Annotated in this window: 12 protein-coding genes; 5 read left to right on the top strand and 7 right to left on the bottom strand. The window is 72.6% G+C overall.

Annotation, left to right across the window (positions count from 1 at the left end; translation table 11 throughout):
• Positions 1-15: 15 nt before the first annotated feature.
• The 3 genes from AB0N17_RS13070 to AB0N17_RS13060 form a co-directional block, all read right to left on the bottom strand.
• Positions 16-849 carry an arylamine N-acetyltransferase gene (locus tag AB0N17_RS13070; RefSeq protein ID WP_366011318.1) on the bottom strand — a complete coding sequence of 278 codons (834 nt, stop codon included), beginning with the start codon at positions 847-849 and terminating at the stop codon, positions 16-18.
• Between the two features lie 58 nt (positions 850-907).
• The gene (locus AB0N17_RS13065; RefSeq protein WP_366011316.1) at positions 908-3,010 is read right to left on the bottom strand and encodes a molybdopterin oxidoreductase family protein; all 2,103 of its coding nucleotides are present in this window, start codon (positions 3,008-3,010) and stop codon (positions 908-910) included.
• A 104-nt stretch (positions 3,011-3,114) separates the two neighbouring features.
• Complete coding sequence (locus AB0N17_RS13060; RefSeq protein WP_366011314.1) at positions 3,115-3,792, bottom strand: ElyC/SanA/YdcF family protein; 678 nt, start codon at positions 3,790-3,792, stop codon at positions 3,115-3,117.
• A gap of 179 nt (positions 3,793-3,971) precedes the next feature.
• Here AB0N17_RS13060 and AB0N17_RS13055 point away from each other — a divergent pair, with 179 nt between their 5' ends.
• From AB0N17_RS13055 to dnaG, 4 genes are all read left to right on the top strand, one after another.
• Complete coding sequence (locus tag AB0N17_RS13055; RefSeq protein ID WP_366011313.1) at positions 3,972-4,826, top strand: sirohydrochlorin chelatase; 855 nt, start codon at positions 3,972-3,974, stop codon at positions 4,824-4,826.
• A gap of 39 nt (positions 4,827-4,865) precedes the next feature.
• Complete coding sequence (locus AB0N17_RS13050) at positions 4,866-6,140, top strand: deoxyguanosinetriphosphate triphosphohydrolase (protein ID WP_366011312.1); 1,275 nt, start codon at positions 4,866-4,868, stop codon at positions 6,138-6,140.
• Positions 6,141-6,244: 104 nt separating this feature from the next.
• The gene (locus AB0N17_RS13045; protein ID WP_366011311.1) at positions 6,245-7,516 is read left to right on the top strand and encodes an FAD-dependent oxidoreductase; all 1,272 of its coding nucleotides are present in this window, start codon (positions 6,245-6,247) and stop codon (positions 7,514-7,516) included.
• A 41-nt stretch (positions 7,517-7,557) separates the two neighbouring features.
• A complete protein-coding gene (gene dnaG / locus AB0N17_RS13040) occupies positions 7,558-9,468 on the top strand; it encodes a DNA primase (RefSeq protein ID WP_366011310.1) in 1,911 nt (636 codons plus the stop codon).
• Positions 9,469-9,564: 96 nt separating this feature from the next.
• Here the strand turns inward: dnaG and AB0N17_RS13035 are convergent, their stop codons facing one another.
• Together AB0N17_RS13035 and AB0N17_RS13030 are read right to left on the bottom strand one after the other, a co-directional pair.
• Complete coding sequence (locus AB0N17_RS13035; protein ID WP_366011309.1) at positions 9,565-10,548, bottom strand: nucleotidyl transferase AbiEii/AbiGii toxin family protein; 984 nt, start codon at positions 10,546-10,548, stop codon at positions 9,565-9,567.
• Complete coding sequence (locus AB0N17_RS13030) at positions 10,545-11,165, bottom strand: hypothetical protein (protein WP_366011308.1); 621 nt, start codon at positions 11,163-11,165, stop codon at positions 10,545-10,547. The genes AB0N17_RS13035 and AB0N17_RS13030 overlap by 4 nt, the downstream gene beginning before the upstream one ends.
• Positions 11,166-11,302: 137 nt before the next feature.
• Here AB0N17_RS13030 and AB0N17_RS13025 point away from each other — a divergent pair, with 137 nt between their 5' ends.
• The gene (locus AB0N17_RS13025; RefSeq protein WP_366011307.1) at positions 11,303-12,559 is read left to right on the top strand and encodes an RNA polymerase sigma factor; all 1,257 of its coding nucleotides are present in this window, start codon (positions 11,303-11,305) and stop codon (positions 12,557-12,559) included.
• A 36-nt stretch (positions 12,560-12,595) separates the two neighbouring features.
• On the opposite strand, the gene AB0N17_RS13020 is transcribed toward AB0N17_RS13025, so the two are convergent.
• On the bottom strand, positions 12,596-14,524 hold the full coding sequence (locus AB0N17_RS13020) for an ABC transporter ATP-binding protein (RefSeq protein WP_366011306.1): 1,929 nt from the start codon (positions 14,522-14,524) through the stop codon (positions 12,596-12,598).
• Positions 14,524-16,257, bottom strand: coding sequence for an ABC transporter ATP-binding protein (locus tag AB0N17_RS13015; protein ID WP_366011305.1), 1,734 nt, complete (start codon positions 16,255-16,257; stop codon positions 14,524-14,526). Before AB0N17_RS13015 ends, AB0N17_RS13020 begins: the two co-directional genes overlap by 1 nt.
• Positions 16,258-16,379 lie beyond the last annotated feature (122 nt).

The raw sequence follows: 16,379 nt of genomic DNA, 5'->3' as shown, positions 1-16,379 counted from the left end.
GACTCGCCTGCTGGCTCAGCCGCCGAGCAGCCGCAGCCCCGCGGGCACCTCGATGCCGAACTCCTCCTCGATCACCCGCCGTACCTCGTCCTCGCCGGACACCGTCCGCCCGGTCACCGTCCCGTCCGCCCGGGTCTCGGTCAACCGGGCTCCGTCCAGGGACAGATGGCGCTCCGCGGTGGTCCGCTGCACATAGGGGCGCTGGGTGAAGGGGGAGCGGGGGTTGGTGCCGACGTGCCAGTTGAACACCTCGAAGTCGGCGGCGGTGAACGGCTCCAGCGTGAACGCGTACTGGGCGGCCCAGTCCGCCGCCTGCCGGTCGTACGCCTGAAGCCCCCACAGCGGAAGCGGCCCGTCGTGCGGCAGCGGCACCAGCCGGTGCCGGCGTCCCGCCCCCTCGTACTCGGTACCGGGCACCAGGGGCACCGGCATCAGCAGCGCGGCCGCGGCACCGAACCCGACGTCCGCGAGGTACGGCTGCGGCTCGCCCGGCACCTCGACCCGCAGCATGGCGTGCGTGCGCGGCCGGCTCATCGGCGTCCCGCCCCCGGCCACCACCCGCGCGGCCAGCGGTGTCACCCGCAGACCGAGCGCTTCCAGGGCCAGCCGCAGCAGCGTGTTGTGCTCGTAGCAGTACCCGCCGCGCCGCCCGTGGATCATCTTGGCCATCAGGTCGCCGGGGGCGAGGGACGGGGCCCTGCCGGACACGGGGTCCAGATTCTCGAAGGGCAGCGACAGCGCGTGCGCCAGATGCACACCGCCGAGGGTCGCGAGATCGGCCCGCCGCTCCCCCTTCCAGCCGATGCGGTCCAGGTAGGCGCCGAGGTCGAACTGCTCATCGTCGGACATGCTCTCGAACTTACGCCGCCCGACCCGCCCTGCGCCGCGCCCCACGGACCGATCCTGGCTACGACTGTGGTCCTACGCCCGGTGTCACCTCCAGCCGCACCGCGCACGACTTGAACTCCGGCATCCGGGAGGTCGGATCCAGGGCCGGGTTGGTGAGGGTGTTGGCGCGGCCCTCGCCCGGCCAGTGGAAGGGCATGAAGACGGTGTCCGGGCGGATGGCGTCCGTGATCCGGGCGGGGGCCGTGGCCCGGCCCCGGCGGGAGACCACGCTCACCGGGTCGCCCTCGGCCGCGCCGATCCGGGCCGCGAGCCGGGGGTGCAGCTCCACGAACGGGCCGGGGGCCGCCGCGTTCAGCTCCGCCACCCGCCGGGTCTGGGCCCCCGACTGGTACTGGGACACCACGCGGCCGGTGGTCAGCAGCAGCGGGTACTCGGCGTCCGGCTCCTCCGCCGTCCCCCGATGGACCGCGGCGACGAACCGCGCCCGTCCGTCGGCGGTGGCGAAACGGTCCAGGAACAGGCGCGGGGTGCCGGGGTGGTCCGTATCGTCCGCGCTCTGCGGGCACGGCCAGAACACCCCGTCCTCCTGCGCCAGGCGGTGGTAGGTGATCCCCGAGTAGTCCGCCGGGCCGCCCGCGCTCGCCCGGCGCAGTTCGTCGAAGACCTCCTCCGGGGCGGCCGGGAAGCCCTTCTCCACACCGAGGCGGGCCGCCAGCTCGTGCAGGACGTAGAGGTCGCTGCGGACCCCGGGCGGGGGAGCGACGGCCCGGCGGCGGAGCAGCACCCTGCCCTCCAGGCTCGTCGTCGTGCCCGTCTCCTCCGCCCACTGCGTCACCGGCAGCACGACGTCCGCCAGCTCCGCCGTCTCCGACAGGACGACGTCACAGACGGCCAGGAAGTCCAGCGAGCGCAGCCGCTCCTCGACGTGGGCCGCGCGCGGCGCCGACACCACCGGGTTGGAACCCATCAGCAGCAGCGACCGGATGTCGGTGCCGAGGGCGTCGAGGAGTTCGTAGGCGCTGCGCCCGGGGCCGGGCAGGCTGTCCGGGTCCACGCCCCACACCCCGGCCACATGCGCCCGCGCCGCGGGGTCGTCCAGCTTGCGGTACCCGGGCAACTGGTCCGCCTTCTGGCCGTGTTCGCGCCCGCCCTGCCCATTGCCCTGGCCCGTCAGACAGCCGTACCCCGACAGCGGGCGGCCCGCCCGGCCCGTCGCCAGACACAGGTTGATCCACGCGCCCACCGTGTCCGTGCCCTGGGACTGCTGCTCGGGCCCGCGCGCGGTGAGCACCATCGCCGCCTCCGGCTCGCAGAACAGCCGTACCGCTTCCCGGAGGTGCGGGACGGGCACGCCGGTGATCCGCTCCACGTACTCCGGCCAGTGCGCCATCGCCGCCGCCCGGGCCTCCTCCCAGCCCGCCGTACGCTCCCGGATGTACTCCTCGTCCGTGCGCCCCTCGGCCACCACCAGGTGCAGCAGGCCCAGGGCGAGCGCGAGATCGGTGCCGGGCCGGGGCGCGAGATGCAGGTCGGCCTGCTCGGCGGTGCGGGTCCGGCGCGGGTCGACGACGATCAGCGTGCCGCCGTTCTCCCGCAGCTCGGTGAAGTAGCGCAGGGACGGCGGCATGGTCTCGGCCGGGTTCGACCCCACGAGGATCACGCACCCGGTCCTCGGAACGTCCTCCAGGGGGAACGGCAGCCCCCGGTCCAGCCCGAACGCCCTGGTGCCGGCCGCCGCGGCCGACGACATGCAGAAACGGCCGTTGTAGTCGATCTGGGACGTGCCGAGCACCACCCGGGCGAACTTCCCGAGCGCGTACGCCTTCTCGTTCGTCAGGCCGCCCCCGCCGAACACGCCCAGCGCGTCGGCACCGTACTCCCGCCGGGTGCGCCCGAGCCGGTCGGCGACCAGGTCCAGCGCCTGGTCCCAGCCCGCCTCCACCAGCCGGCCCCCGGACCGCACCAGCGGCGAGGCCAGCCGCACCCCCGGTGCCAGCACCTCGGCCGCCGTACGGCCCTTGCCGCACAGCGCGCCCCGGTTGACGGGGAAGCCGGCACGCCCGGAGACCTCGACGCCACCCCGCGGCAGAGGCGTGACGTTCATCCCGCACTGCAGGGCGCAGTACGGGCAGTGCGTGGGCGTCGAGGCGATCGTTTCCATACCGCCCAGCGTGCTTCCGGCGTGTTACGTCCCCGGACCGCTCCCCGTTACACCCTCGGCACGGCGACCTCCCCGCGCCCTCCGCCGCGCCGTGAGGCGAGGCCTCACCGCCCGGCGGCCAGAGCCCGCGCCACCCCGGGCTCACGCGGCCCCAGGAACCGCGGATCCGGGTGGAACACCGCGTCCAGCACCGCCTTGCCCGCCGCGAAGACCTCGCGGGTGCCGCCGTAGTACCAGGTCACGTCGTGCTTGGCGTCGACCCCGACCCCGTAGGAGTCCACCCCCGCCGCCTCGCACAGTGCCACCGCCCGCCGGATGTGGAAGCCCTGGCTGATCAGCACGGCCCGGTCCACACCGAAGATCTTGCGGGCCCGCACACAGGAGTCCCAGGTGTCGAACCCGGCGTAGTCGCTGACGATGCGCTTGTCCGGCACCCCGTGCCCGGTCAGATAGGCCCGCATGGCGTCGGGCTCGTCGTAGTCCTCGCGGCTGTTGTCCCCGGTGACCAGGACGACCTCGACGCGCCCCGCCCGGTACAGCTTCGCCGCCGCGTCCAGGCGGTGCGCGAGATACGGCGACGGCTCGCCGTTCCACAGTCCCGCCCCGAACACCACGGCGACCTGCGCCCGCGGTGCGTCCGCCGTCGTGCGCAGCCGGTCCGCAGTGGACACGTACAGCCAGGTCGCCGGCAGCAGCGCCAGCACGCAGGCGGCCATCACGGCCTGCACCAGCCGGCGCTGCCCTTTGCGGGTGCGCGGCAGCCGCGGTCGGCGGATCTTCATACGGCCCCCCAGGGGAATCCCATCGCTTCGACCTTGGAGGACGCGGCCGGAGACGAACCGGTTCGCCGCACCTCGTGCGTCCGTGCCTCACAGCGTGCATCCGTACGCGGTGAAGCAGCGGAAAACGCTCGTGACGGTCCGGCAACGACCGCGCAACCTGACCCCGGCAGGATCCTCCCATGACGGCGTCGCACCCTCCCCGCCCCGAGTCCGACCTCCACCTCGACAGCACGGCGCACCTCATGAACAGCATCGGCAGCCGGCTCGCCGGGCAGCTCCGGCTCGTCCCGCCGCCCGGACGCCGCCGCCCGGCCCCGCCCGCCCTGGTCCTGGCCGCCCACGGCAGCCGCGACCCGCGGGCGCTCGCCACCGTGCGCACCCTGGTGGACCGGATCCGCGAGCTGCGCCCCACCCTCCCCGTCCATCTGGGTCACATCGAGCTGAACGAGCCCCTGCTCCCGGACACCCTCGCCGCCCTCGGCGGCACCCAGGCCGTCCTGGTGCCGCTGCTCCTCTCCCGCGGCTACCACGTGAAGCAGGACATCCCCCAGATGGCCGCCGCCGCACCGGTACGCGCACGCGTGGCCGCCCCGCTGGGCCCGCACCCGCTGCTCGCGGAGGCCCTGTACGACCGCCTGCGGGAGGCCGGCTGGCCCGCGGCGCCGGACGAGCCGGCGCGCCGCACCAGCGCGGTCGTCCTCGCCGCCGCCGGCTCCCGCGACCCGGAATCGGCCACCGACACCCGCCGCACGGCCCGCCTGCTCGCCGACCGCCTCGGCGTCCCCGTCGTCCCGGCCTACGCCTGTGCCGCGAGCCCGGGTGTCCCGGCGGCGCTGCGCACCCTGGCGGCCCGCGGCCGGCACCGGGTGGCGATCGCGTCGTACTTCACGGCGCCGGGCCGCTTCGCGACGCAGGTCGCGCAGGCGGCCCCGTGGATCGCCGCGGCCCCCCTGGGCGCCCACCCGGCGATGGCCCGTCTGGTCCTGCGCCGTTACGCGGAGTGCCTGGCAACACCGTGGACGGAAGCCGCCTAGGGGCACCGTTTCGTCACCGCCGACGCTTACTGTCGAACCATGGAAGGCACCGCACCCCCCACCGGTTACGACCCGGCGTCGGCCGAGCGCTGGGTCACCGAGCCCGACAAACGGCCCGGCCGCACCGCCTTCCAGCGCGACCGCGCCCGCATCCTCCACTCCGCCGCCCTGCGCCGCCTCGCCGGCAAGACCCAGGTCGTCACCCCGGGAGCCCGCAGCCAGGTCTGGGACGCCAGCCCCCGCACCCGCCTCACCCACTCGCTCGAATGCGCCCAGGTCGGAAGGGAGCTCGGCGCGGCCCTCGGCTGTGACCCCGACCTGGTCGAGGCGGCCTGCCTCGCCCACGACCTCGGCCACCCGCCCTTCGGCCACAACGGCGAACAGGCCCTGAACGCCTTCGCGGACGACTGCGGCGGCTTCGAGGGCAACGCCCAGTCCCTCAGGCTCCTCACCCGGATCGAGCCCAAACGCTTCACCGAGGACCGCTCCGTCGGCCTCAACCTCACCCGCGCCGCCCTGGACGCCGCCACCAAGTACCCCTGGCCGCGCGGCGCCCACCCCACCGACCCGGCGTCGGGGAAGTTCGGCGTGTACGAGGACGACCGCCCGGTGTTCGACTGGGTCAGAGCGCACGCCCCCGGCACCCGCACCTGCTTCGAGGCGCAGGTCATGGACTGGTCGGACGACGTGGCCTACTCGGTGCACGACGTCGAGGACGGCCTGCACGCCGGCCACATCGACCCCAACTGCCTGCAGGCCGACCCCGAGCGGCAGGCGGTGTTCGAGGTGGCCGTCGGCCGGTACGTCCCCGCGGACACCGACCCGGCCGAACTCGCCGAGGCCCTGGACCGCCTCCTGGACGAGGAGTGGTGGCCGCACGGCTACGACGGCACGGCGGCCGCCCAGGCCCGCCTCAAGGACGCCACCAGCCAGCTCATCGGCCGGTTCTGCCTGGCCGCGGAGGGCGCCACGCGCGCCGCCCACGGCAGCGGCCGGCTCACCCGCTACGGCGCCGAACTCGTCGTCCCCCGCGCCACCCGCATGGAGTGCGCGGTGCTCAAGGCCGTCGCCGACCGGTACGTGATGCAGCGCACCGAACAGGAGCGGCTGCGCGCCGACCAGCGGGTGGTCGTCGCGGAGCTGGCCGAGGCGCTGACCGCCCGCGCCCCGGACGGGCTGGATCCGCAGTTTCGGGCCCTGTTCGACGGGGCATGCGACGACCACGCGCGCAAGCGGGTGATCGTCGACCAGATCGCGTCCCTCACCGACGCCTCCGCACGCTCCCTGCACGCCAGACTGACGGGGCATATGTGAGAGGAACATGACGCGCCGTGGCCTGATCGGGTCACTCCCTCTTCCCGCAGCACGCCGCGTGCGGGACGCTCGCATGTGGCGGCACCCTTACGAGGAGGCATCAAGTGGTCGACGCGGATCAGACATTCGTCATCGTCGGAGGCGGTCTCGCCGGCGCCAAGGCGGCCGAGACGCTCCGTGCGGAGGGCTTCACCGGCCGGGTGATACTGATCTGCGACGAGCGCGACCACCCCTACGAACGCCCGCCGCTGTCCAAGGGCTACCTGCTCGGCAAGAAGGAGCGGGACAGCGTCTTCGTGCACGAGCCCGCCTGGTACGCGCAGAACGACGTCGAGCTGCACCTCGGCCAGACCGTCGACCGCATCGACCGCACGGCGAAGACGGTCCGCTTCGGCGACGACGGCACGCTCGTCCGCTACGACAAGCTGCTCCTGGCCACCGGCGCCGAGCCGCGCCGGCTCGACATCCCCGGCACCGGCCTGGCGGGCGTCCACCACCTGCGCCGGCTCGCGCACGCCGAGCGGCTCAAGGGCGTCCTGCAGCACCTGGGCCGGGACAACGGGCACCTCGTGATCGCGGGCGCCGGCTGGATCGGCCTGGAGGTCGCTGCGGCGGCCCGCGAGTACGGCGCCGAGGTCACGGTGATCGAGCCGTCGCCGACCCCGCTGCACGGCGTCCTCGGCCCCGAGCTGGGCAACGTCTTCGCCCAGCTGCACCGCGAGCACGGCGTCCGCTTCCACTTCGGCGTGCAGCTCACCGAGATCGTCGGCCAGGACGGCATGGTCCTCGCGGTCCGCACGGACGACGGCGAGGAGCACCCGGCGCACGACGTGCTGGCGGCGATCGGCGCGGCCCCGCGGGCCGCCCTCGCGGAGGCGGCCGGCCTGGAGATCGCCGCCCGGGCCGACGGCGGCGGGATCGTGGTGGACGAGCGGCTGCGCACCTCCGACCCCGACATCCACGCGGCCGGTGACGTGGCGTCCTTCCCGCTCGCCCTGTTCGACACCCGGCTGCGGGTGGAGCACTGGGCGAACGCGCTGAACGGCGGCCCGGCCGCCGCCCGCGCCATGCTCGGCCGGGACGTCACCTACGACCGCGTGCCCTACTTCTTCACCGACCAGTACGACCTGGGCATGGAGTACAGCGGCTGGGCGCCGCCGGGCTCCTACGACGAGGTGGTGATCCGCGGAGACGCCGGCAAGCGGGAGTTCATCGCGTTCTGGGTGAAGGAGGGCAGGGTCCTGGCCGGAATGAACGTGAACGTGTGGGATGTCACAGACAAGATCCAGCAGCTCGTCCGTTCCCGGGCCCAGGTGAACGTGGAGGCGCTCTCGGACCCGCACGTCCCGCTCGACAGCCTCGTCCCCCGGACCTGACGGGCACCGGGACTGTCACCGCGCCCCCGTAGAATTCACGCGTGGCAGGACGGATCAACGACGAGGACGTGAAGGCGGTACGGGACGCGGTCCCGATCGACGCCGTGGTCTCCGAGTACCTCCAGCTGCGCAACGCGGGCGGCGGCAACCTCAAGGGCCTGTGCCCGTTCCACGACGAGAAGTCGCCGTCCTTCCAGGTCAGCCCCAGCAAGGGACTCTTCCACTGCTTCGGCTGCCAGGAGGGCGGCGACACCCTCACCTTCGTGATGAAGGTGGACCACCTCTCCTTCTCGGAGGCGGTGGAGCGCCTGGCTGCCCAGGCCGGGATCACGCTGCGCTACGAGGAGGGCGGGTACAACCCCGCCCACCAGCGCGGCGAGCGCATCCGCCTGGTCGAGGCGCACAAGATCGCCGCGCAGTGGTACGCCGAGCAGCTCGCCACCAGCCCCGAGGCCGAGACCGGCCGGGTCTTCCTCGCCGAGCGCGGCTTCGACCAGTCCGCCGCCGTCCACTTCGGCGTCGGCTACAGCCCCCAGGGCTGGGACCACCTCACCCGCTACCTGCGCGGCAAGGGCTTCACCGACAAGGAGCTGACCCTCTCCGGCCTCTCCCAGGAGGGCCGCCGGGGCCCCATCGACCGCTTCCGGGGCCGGCTGATGTGGCCCATCCGGGACATCGGCGGCGAGGTCGTCGGCTTCGGCGCGCGCAAGCTGTACGAGGCGGACAACGGCCCGAAGTACCTGAACACGCCCGAGACGGCGATCTACAAGAAGAGCCAGGTGCTGTACGGCATCGACCTGGCCAAGAAGGACATCGCCAAGGCCAGCCGCGCGGTCGTGGTCGAGGGCTACACGGACGTCATGGCCTGCCACCTCGCCGGGGTGACGACGGCCATCGCGACCTGCGGTACGGCCTTCGGCGGCGAGCACATCAAGATCCTGCGCCGGCTCCTCATGGACAACGGCTCGGCCCGGGTGATCTTCACCTTCGACGGCGACGCGGCCGGGCAGAAGGCCGCCCTGCGCGCCTTCGAGGACGACCAGAAGTTCGCCGCCGAGACGTACATCGCCATCGCGCCCGACGGCATGGACCCGTGCGAGCTGCGCCTGGCCAAGGGCGACGAGGCGGTCGCCGACCTGGCCGAACCGCGCACCCCGCTCTTCGAGTTCGCCCTGCGCCAGATCGTCTCCCGCTACGACCTCGACATCCCGGCCGGCCGTGCCGCCGCGCTGGACGAGGCCGCACCGATCGTCGCCCGCATCAAGAACAGCGGCGCCCAGCACGAGGTCGCCGTCGAACTCGCCGGCATGCTCGGCATCCTCGACACCCAGTTCGTGGTCCGGCGCGTGGCCCAGCTGGCCCGCTGGGCGCGGGAGCGCGGCGGAAAGGCCCCGCAGCAGGACCGCCCGCGCGGCGCCGACCAGCAGTGGGCGACGCCCGCGGCCGGCCGGCCGAACAGCGGCCCGGCCCTGACCCTGCGCAACCCCGTCTACGCCGCCGAACGCGAACTGCTCAAACTCGCCCTGCAGCGCCCCGAGCTGGTCTCCCCGGCCTTCGACGCCTACGGGGTGGACGAGTTCACCGCGCCGCCGTACGCCGCCGTACGCCAGGCGGTCGCGGAGGCGGGCGGCGCCGAGTACGGCGTCCAGGACGCGCAGGAGTACCTGGTCCGCGTGCGCGAGGCCGCGCCCGACGACACCGTCCGCGCGATGGTCACCGAGCTGGCCGTCGAACCGATCCTGCGCCGCACGGTCGACGAGACCTACGCCGGCACGGTCCTGGTCCAGATCCGCCGCCGCGCCGTCGAGCGCCGCATCCGCGACATCCAGTCCCAGTTGACCCGCCTGTCCACCGGCGGCGACCCCGCCCAGCTGGCCGCCGTGCAGAACGAGATGTGGGTCCTGCAGCAGTACGACCAGACCCTGCGGGAGCGGGGCGCGCAGGCGCTCTAGGCCCTGTCGTCAAAGGGCCGGGGGGACTCCCAGAGCACGCACCTGACGCCGCAGAGCACGCCCTCCGGGCGAACGGCGGGAGTTTGACGACAGGACCTAGCCGGCCTCGGCCGGGAAGGCCGCGGCCACCGCACGGACCAGGCGGTCCGCGAACTCGCGCTCACGTCCCGTGAACCGCGGATACTCCGTGGCGAAGTGGTGCCACTCGACGTCGCCGGCGGCCCGCCCGACCTCCGTCAGGGGCACCGGCCGTTCCAGGGAGGCATCCGGCCACTCGCCGGACTCCCTCATCACCCGCTGCAGCAGCGCGTGGGAGAGCGGATGGCGTTCGGCGAGGAGGACGGCGTCGTACAGGTCCTTGCCCTGCGGGTGCAGGTCGGTGAGCAGCCACATCAGTTTCCACGCCAGCGACAGCCCCGGCGTCGCCGCGCGCAGGACCGTCCCGCCCGGCAGCTCGAGCGGCTCCGGCTCCTCGGGCAGCCGCTCGTTGAAGACGAAGTCCAGCTGCACGTGGCCGCCGGGCAGGCCGGGCGCCGACCAGGGCAGGACCGTGCGGCGGCCGGGCACGCGGTCGTACGTCCAGATGTCCTCCGTGACCGCGTCCCGCGCCGAGAAGCGGACCTCGCCCGGACGGGCCTCGGACGCCCGCGCGACCCCGTCGAGCATCAGGGCCGTCCGCTCCTCCTCGATCCCCCGGTCGGCCGGCACGACGACGAAGTCCAGGTCGCCCGGATCGCGCGCCGCCTCCCCGAACCACACCGACATCAGCACACTGCCGCGCAGCACCAGCGCCTCGGCCCACTCCGAATCGGCGATCGCGGCCAGCACCTGGTGCAGGGCGGCCCGCCGGGCGGTACGCCACGCCTCGCCGCGCGCCGGATCGGCGAAGACGGGGTCGGTGGCCCGGTAGGCGTTCTGGTACTGCTTCAGGGCCGGCTCGAAGACCGGCCGCTGGGTCACCCCGTCACCGGGGACCCGGGTCAGCGTGCGCGGCAGATCGTTCGCCCGCCGGGTCGCCTCGTCCAGTGGCCCGGCGGGAAGCTCCCCGCCGCGCCACAAGGCTCGCCACGCCTCACTCACACCGACACCTCCAGCCATCCGTCGTCCACCGACTCGTCGCTGTCGTACAGCACGAACTCCCGCTCGACGGACAGCACGTCGAGCCCCGCGAGGCCGGCCAGCAGCCGCTCCAGCGCCCACCCCGCCCCCTCGGTGTCCACCCCGCGGCAGCGCTGCGTCACGAAGCGCTCGTGCCGTCCGCCGCCGCGCACCCGGCGCGCGTTCCACGACAGATGCGCGCCGTGCGGCACGACCCGCGCGGTCAGTTCGCCGAGGTCGGTGCCGGCGTCCAGCAGGAGTTTCACATGGTGCTCGAAATACTGTCCGCCGGACCGTCCGCCCCCGCACGGGCCGTCCGGCACCTCCGGCGCCCACGGCACGGACTCCGTCTTCACCCGGACCGGCGCGAAACCGGCCGCCCGCAGCGCCGCCACGGTGCCGGCCGCTCGCGTCGACTGCTCGGCGTACGAGCCCGAACCGGCGAGGGTGAGCATCGGCTGGTCCCGCATCCGGCCGCGGGCCAGCACGATGTGCGTCAGCTTCAGACCGGACGCGTCCGCCCAGCCGCGCAGCCGCTCCGTCTCGGCGGGACCGGCACAGCGGACAGTGACATGGGTTTCGTACAGGAGTCCGGACACCCCGGGATCCTCCCAGACCACGGGGGAGCGGTTCGCCCGGTTTTCCGGCCCGGATCACCAGCCGGTCACGGACCGGACGCAAAAAGTCACCGCACGCCCCTCGTGGCGGGGATGTGTCTTACTCCACACTGGGGGCGGTGCCCGAGTCCTCGGAGCGCAGGCCGACGACTCTCCGCCCCCGAAGTACCGCTGCCGCCCCACCTTCAGCAGCGATCATCCTGGAGGTCGCCCCCGTGCAGACCCAGACCCTCACCCAGACCGACAGCAGCACCGGCGCAACCGCGGACGAGCCGGACGCGGAGACGGACGTCCTCGTGGCCGTACCCCCGCAGGGACCTGCCCCCCTGCACCCGGAGTCGATGCCCGCGGAGCCGGCGGAACCGACCGCGGAAGCCCTCGCGGAGGAGACCGACGACGCCGGCGAACCGCTGGAGGCCGCCGAGCCCGCCGGGAACCCGGCCGCCGCCCGGGCCGAGACCGGCGGCCCGTCGGCCGACCTGTTCCGCCAGTACCTGCGCGAGATCGGCCGCATCCCGCTGCTCACCGCCGCCGAGGAGGTCGAGCTGGCCCGCCGGGTCGAGGCCGGCCTCTTCGCCGAGGAGAAGCTGAGCAGCACCCCCGACCTCGACAGCCGGCTGGCGCTGGACCTGGACCGGCTGGTGGTCATGGGCCGGATGGCCAAGCGGCGGCTCATCGAGGCCAACCTGCGGCTCGTCGTCTCCGTCGCCAAGCGGTACATCGGCCGCGGGCTGACCATGCTCGACCTCGTGCAGGAGGGCAACCTCGGGCTGATCCGGGCCGTGGAGAAGTTCGACTACGCCCGCGGCTACAAGTTCTCCACCTACGCCACCTGGTGGATCCGGCAGGCCATGTCCCGGGCGCTGGCCGACCAGGCCCGCACCATCCGGGTGCCCGTGCACGTGGTGGAGCTGATCAACCGGGTCGTGCGCGTGCAGCGCCGGATGCTGCAGGAGCGGGGGTACGAGCCGACGCCCGACGACGTCGCCGCCCAGCTCGACCTGCCGCCCGAGCGGGTCTCCGAGGTGCTGCGGCTCGCCCAGGAACCGGTCTCCCTGCACGCCCCGGTCGGCGAGGAGGAGGACGTCGCCCTCGGCGACCTCATCGAGGACGGCGACGCCACGAGCCCCGTCGAGTCGGCGGCCTTCCTGCTGCTCCGGGAGCATCTGGAGGCCGTGCTGTCGACGCTGGGGGAGCGGGAGCGCAAGGTCGTACAGCTGCGGTACGGCCTGGCCGACGGCCGCCCCCGCACCCTGGAGGAGATCGGCCGCATCTTCGGCGTCACCCGGGAACGGATACGGCAGATAGAGTCCAAGACCCTCAACAAGCTGCGGGACCACGCCTTCGCGGACCAGCTCAGGGGCTACCTGGACTGAAGGGGCGCTCACGGCGGCGTGAGCGCCCCCGCCCGCTCAGTCCACCTCGGCGACGGCCTGCGCGAACTGGGCCTTGTAGAGGCGGGCGTACGCGCCGTCGGCCGCCAACAGCTCCGTGTGCGCGCCCTGTTCCACGATGGACCCGTTCTCCATGACGAGGATCGTGTCGGCGTCCCGGATCGTCGACAGGCGGTGCGCGATCACGAACGACGTCCGCCCGGCGGCCAGCTTGGCCATCGCCTTCTGGATCAGCACCTCCGTACGGGTGTCGACCGAGCTGGTCGCCTCGTCCAGCACCAGGATCGTCGGGTCCGACAGGAACGCCCGCGCGATGGTGATGAGCTGCTTCTCGCCCGCGCTGACCCCGGTGCCCTCGTCGTCGATCACGGTGTCGTAGCCGTCGGGCAGCGTGCGGACGAACCGGTCGGCGTGCGCGGCCCGCGCCGCCTCCTCGATCTCCCCGCGGGTGACCTCCCGGGACGCCCCGTACGCGATGTTCTCCGCGATCGTGCCGCCGAACAGCCAGGTGTCCTGCAGCACCATGCCGATCCCGGACCGCAGTTCGTCCCGGGACATCCCGCGCACGTCCACCCCGTCCAGGGTGATCCGGCCGCCCGACACCTCGTAGAACCGCATCAGCAGGTTGACCAGCGTGGTCTTGCCGGCACCGGTCGGGCCGACGATCGCCACCGTGTGCCCGGGCTCGACGGTGAGCGACAGGTCCTCGATCAGCGGCTTCTCGGGGTCGTAGCGGAAGGACACGTGCTCCAGCCGCACCCGGCCGGTCAGCTCGGCCGGCCGCTCGCCCGGCACCGGGTCCGCCTCCTGCTCCTCCGCGTCCAGGAGTTCGAAGACCCGCTCGGACGACGCGACACCGGACTGCACCAGGTTCGCCATCGACGCGACCTGCGTCAGCGGCATCGAGAACTGCCGCGAGTACTGGATGAAGGCCTGCACGTCACCGATGGACAGCGCGCCCGACGCGACCCTGAGGCCACCGACGACCGCCACCAGCACGTAGTTCAGGTTCGACACGAACATCATCAGCGGCTGCATGACCCCGCTGTTGAACTGCGCCTTGAAGGAGGCCTCGTACAGCGCCTCGTTCTGCTCGGCGAACTGCTGCGCCGACTCCTCCTGCCGGCCGAACACCTTCACCAGGGTGTGCCCGGTGTACATCTCCTCGACGTGCGCGTTCAGCTTGCCCGTGGAGCGCCACTGCTGCACGAAGTGCGGCTGCGACCGCTTGCCGACCCGGGTGGCGACGACGAACGACAGCGGCACGGTCACCAGGGCGACCAGCGCCAGGATCCAGGAGACGTAGAACATCATCGCGAGGACGCCGATGATGCTCAGCAGCGAGTTGATCAGCTGCCCCATCGACTGCTGGAGCGTCTGCCCGATGTTGTCGATGTCGTTCGTGGCGCGGGAGAGCACCTCACCGCGCTGGCGCTTGTCGAAGTACGACAGCGGCAGCCGCGACAGCTTCGCCTGCACGTCCTGGCGCAGCCGGTACATCGTGCGGTTCACGGCCCGGTTGACCAGCCGGGTCGCCACCGCCATCAGCAGACCGGACACCAGGAAGATGCCGAGCGCGAGCAGCAGCACGTTCCCGACGGCGGTGAAGTCGATGCCCTCGCCGGGCGTGAAGTCGGTGCCCTTCAGCATGTCCGCGATCTGGCCCTGGCCGTGCGCGCGCATCTGCGCGAGCACCTGCTCCTTGGTCGCCCCGGCGGGCATCCGCCGGCCGATGATCCCGGCGAACACCAGGTCGGTGGCCTTGCCGAGGATCTTCGGGCCGATCACGTTCAGGGTCACGCTGACGACCACGCACAGCAGCAGGCCGTAGATCGTGAGCCGTTCGGGCCGGAACTGGGCGACGAGCCGCTTGCCCGACCCCTTGAAGTCCATCGAGCGCTGGTCGGGGCCGCCCCCGGCCATCATGCGTCCCATGGGCCCGGACATCAGGCGGCCTCCGCTTCCGTCAGCTGGGAGAGCACGATCTCCCGGTAGGTCTCGTTGGTCACCATCAGCTCCTGGTGGCGGCCGGAGCCGACCACCCGGCCCTCGTCCAGCACGATGATCCGGTCCGCGTCCCGGATGGTCGCCACGCGCTGGGCGACGATCACGACGGTCGCCTCGGCGGTCTCCCGGGCGAGCGCGGAGCGCAGGGCCGCGTCGGTGGCGTAGTCGAGCGCGGAGAAGGAGTCGTCGAAGAGGTAGATCTCCGGGCGCTGGACGAGCGTGCGGGCGATGGCTAGCCGCTGCCGCTGACCGCCGGAGACGTTGGTGCCGCCCTGCGCGATCGGCGCGTCCAGGCCGCCCTCCAGCCTGCTCACGAAGTCCTTGGCCTGCGCGACCTCCAGCGCGTGCCACAGGTCCTCGTCGGTGGCGTCCGGATTGCCGTAGCGCAGGTTGGTGGCGACCGTGCCGGCGAACAGGTACGGCTTCTGCGGCACCAGCCCGACCGTCTTCGCGAGCAGCACCGGGTCGACCTGCCGGACGTCCTCGCCGTCCACGAGGACCTCGCCCTCGGTGGCGTCGAACAGCCGGGGGACCAGTCCGAGCAGGGTCGACTTGCCGCTGCCGGTGGAGCCGATGACGGCGGTCGTCTCACCCGGCCGGGCGACCAGCCCGATGGACTTCAGCACCGGCTCCTCGGCCCCCGGATAGCGGAAGCCGGCCGCGCGGATCTCCAGGTGCCCGTGCCGGCGCAGCTCGGTGACCGGTGCCGTCGGCGGGACCACGCTCGAGTCGGTCCCGAGGACCTCCTGGATGCGCTCGGCGCACACCTCAGCGCGCGGCACCATCATGAACATGAAGGTGGCCATCATCACGGACATCACGATCTGCATCAGATAGGCGAGGAACGCGGTCAGGTCACCGATCTGCATCCCGCCGCTGTCGATGCGGTGCGCGCCGAACCACACCACCGCGATGGACGACAGGTTCACCACCGTCATGACCATCGGGAACATCAGCGCGAGCATCCGGCCGGTGGCCAGCTGCATCTCGGTGAGGTCGCCGTTGGCCTTCCCGAACCGGCCCTGCTCGTACTCGTCGCGGACGAAGGCGCGGATCACCCGGTTGCCGGTGATCTGCTCGCGCAGCACCCGGTTCACCGTGTCGAGGCGGACCTGCATCGACCGGAACAGCGGCCGCAGCCGCCGCACGATCAGCGTCACGCAGACGGCGAGCACCGGGACGACCGCCACGAGCACGGCCGACAGCGGCACGTCGAGCCCGAGCGCCAGCACGATGCCGCCCACGCACATGATGGGCGCCGACACCATCAGGGTGAACGTCATCAGGGCCAGCATCTGGACCTGCTGTACGTCGTTCGTCGTACGCGTGATGAGGGAGGGCGCCCCGAAGTGACCCACCTCCCGCGCGGAGAAGGACTGCACCTGCCCGAAGACGGCTCCGCGCAGGTCCCGGCCGAGCGCGGAGGCGGTGCGCGCACCGTAGTAGACAGCGCCGATGTTGCACACGACCTGCGCCAGCGAGATGCCGATCATCAGGGCACCGAAGGACAGGATGTAGCCCGTGTCACCCTTCACGACACCGTTGTCGATGATGTGCGCGTTCAGGGTCGGCAGGTAGAGGGTGGCGCAGGTCTGCAGGAACTGCAGCAGCACCACCAGGGCTATGGGTTTCTTGTACGGCCTGAGACAGGTCCGCAGAAGTCGTATGAGCACGCTACGTCTCTCGGGGTCGGCGGCAGGGGCTGGTCGGTTGCCCTTGGCCCCTATCGTCGAACACTCCACCGGTGTTACCTCAACCGATTAAGCCAACCGCATGCACTTTCGGTTCGGGTCGC

The sequence above is a fragment of the Streptomyces sp. NPDC051133 genome, assembly GCF_040682635.1.
Lineage (GTDB): Bacteria > Actinomycetota > Actinomycetes > Streptomycetales > Streptomycetaceae > Streptomyces.
This window is presented reverse-complemented; position numbering and strand designations above follow the sequence as displayed.